Below are 1877 nucleotides of genomic sequence, written 5' to 3'. Positions count from 1 at the left end.
GGGTGCGGGCCAGGACCGCCCGCACCCGGCGCCCTCGGCTGCCGTGCGCTGCCGCCGTCACCGGCGGGTGCCGCTGCCGCCCGGTGGGGGCCTGCGGCCGTCCGGGCCCTCGTCCGGGCCGGGTGCTCAGACCATGCGGTGCGAGCGGCCACCGGCGACGGCGGCCAGGTCCTCCACGGAGTCCAGCACGAGGGCGAAGTCCAGCACGTCGTCCCAGGAGATCGCGGGGCCGGTCTTGTCCTCCAGCGCCTCGCCGGGGATGATCCAGCGCTCCACCTTCACGCCACCGGACACGAGCAGGGCCACGACGTCCTCACCGGCGGCCTTGCGGACCTCGTCCTTGCAGGTGGGGCAGTCGAAGGCGTAGAAGGAGCGCGACTTCACGGTGCAGACCACGAGGCGGACCTGCTTCGGGGTCAGCTCGACGTCGCCGCAGCACGGGCACGAGGCCTTGATGGTCGTCATGGTCGTTGCACCTCTCGGGTCCTGGGGGGCGGCGGTCGCTGCTGCCCGACACCCCATGTCTCGGCAGCAGCGCCCGATCCCTTGAGCGGCGGATTCCCCGGGCCCGGGACCGACCCGCCGGGCCGCTCCGGAGCGGCTGCCGAGCCGCTGCCGAGCCGCTGCCGAGCGGCTGCCGAGCCGGTCCGTCAGGTCGTCCCGTAGGCCGCCAGCGCCGCCGCGGCGCGCTCGCGGACCGCCTCGGCCAGCTCCACCGGCTCCACCACCCGCGCCCCCTCGCCCAGGCGCAGCAGCAGCCGCTGCACCCAGCGGGTGTCGGCCGCGCGCAGCCGCACGCGCAGCTCCGCGCCCACCGCCTCCGGTGGGGCGGGCTCCACCGACTCCGTGGGGTAGTACTCCACGACCCAGCGGGCCTGGCGGGCCAGGTCGAGGGTGACGACGACGTCGTCGCTGCTGGGCAGGAACAACGCCGAGTCCACGTCGCGGGAGACCGCCTGCGGTGGCGGGGTGCCGTCGGCGTCGAGGACGTCGGCGGCCTCGATGCGGTCGGCGCGGAACAGCCGCACCGCCTCGCTGCGGTGGCACCAGCCCTCCAGGTACCAGCGCCCGGAGACCGTCAGCAGCCGCATCGGGTCCACCTCCCGGGAGGTGGACTCGTCGCGGGAGGGCACCAGGTAGCGGATGCGCAGCCGCCGGTGGGTGCGCAGCGCCTCCCGGCAGGTGGCCAGCACCCGCTCGGCGGCGGCGGGGTCGGCGTCGTCGACGCGCACGTCCACCGCCAGCGACGCCGCCGCGTGCGCCGCGTCCCCCGCGGCGGCCGACAGCTTCGCCAGCGCCCCGTCGAGGGCGTCGCGGTCGTGCAGGCCGGGCACCTCCGCCAACGTGCGCAGCCCCACCAGCAGGGCGACGGCCTCGTCCACCGCCAGGCGCAGCGGGCGGTCGATGGCCTCGGCGTTGCCGATGTAGACCTTGCCCGACTCCCACTCGGCCTCGATGAGGTCGTCGGGCAGGTGCCCGGGGGTGCCGCAGACGAACAGCAGCTCCAGGTCGCGCACCAGCTCGTCCTCGGTGACGTCGAAGTGCGCGGCGGCCTCGGCCAGCGGCAGCCCGGGGTGGCGCAGCAGGTACGGCACCATCGCCAGCAGCCGGCTCAGCCGCTCGGTGGAGGCGCGCCCGCTCACGCCGCACCCCCGGCCGGTGCGGCGCCGGTGGCCGGTGCGGCGTTGGCCGCCAGCACCCCGCGCAGGCGGCGCAGCACCGCCTCGCGCAGCTGCCCCGGCTCCAGCGCCACGACGTCGGGGCCGTAGGTGGCGACCTCGTCGGCGGTGCTCTCCACGTCGGCGACCTCCAGCTCCAGCAGGTCGAATCCCTGCCCGTCGAGGGCGGTGCGCCGCGCGCGGCGGCGCAGCGCCAGG

3 protein-coding genes are annotated in these 1877 nt (G+C 76.7%); all 3 read right to left on the bottom strand.

The window, feature by feature from the left end; all coding sequences use genetic code 11:
* Nucleotides 1-126: 126 nt before the first annotated feature.
* Complete coding sequence (locus ABEB16_RS22295) at nucleotides 127-465, bottom strand: hypothetical protein (protein ID WP_345714342.1); 339 nt, start codon at nucleotides 463-465, stop codon at nucleotides 127-129.
* Nucleotides 466-650: 185 nt separating this feature from the next.
* Nucleotides 651-1643: a helix-turn-helix transcriptional regulator gene (locus tag ABEB16_RS22290; protein WP_345714341.1), complete on the bottom strand. Its 993-nt coding sequence runs from the start codon at nucleotides 1641-1643 to the stop codon at nucleotides 651-653.
* Nucleotides 1640-1877, bottom strand: a 238-nt coding sequence (locus ABEB16_RS22285) for a WCX domain-containing protein (RefSeq protein ID WP_345714340.1), incomplete at its 5' end; no start/stop codon positions are given. The genes ABEB16_RS22285 and ABEB16_RS22290, both read right to left, overlap by 4 nt.

The sequence above is a fragment of the Kineococcus glutinatus genome, from assembly GCF_039542765.1.
GTDB classification, from domain to species: domain Bacteria; phylum Actinomycetota; class Actinomycetes; order Actinomycetales; family Kineococcaceae; genus Kineococcus_A; species Kineococcus_A glutinatus.
The sequence above is the reverse complement of the archived record's forward strand: the minus strand, read 5'-3'. Positions and strand labels throughout refer to the sequence as shown.

Excerpts from the sequence above, each read along its gene's own strand:
- ABEB16_RS22295 (WP_345714342.1), bottom strand. The coding sequence starts at position 465 with ATGACGACCATCAAGGCCTCGTGCCCGTGCTGCGGCGACGTCGAGCTG.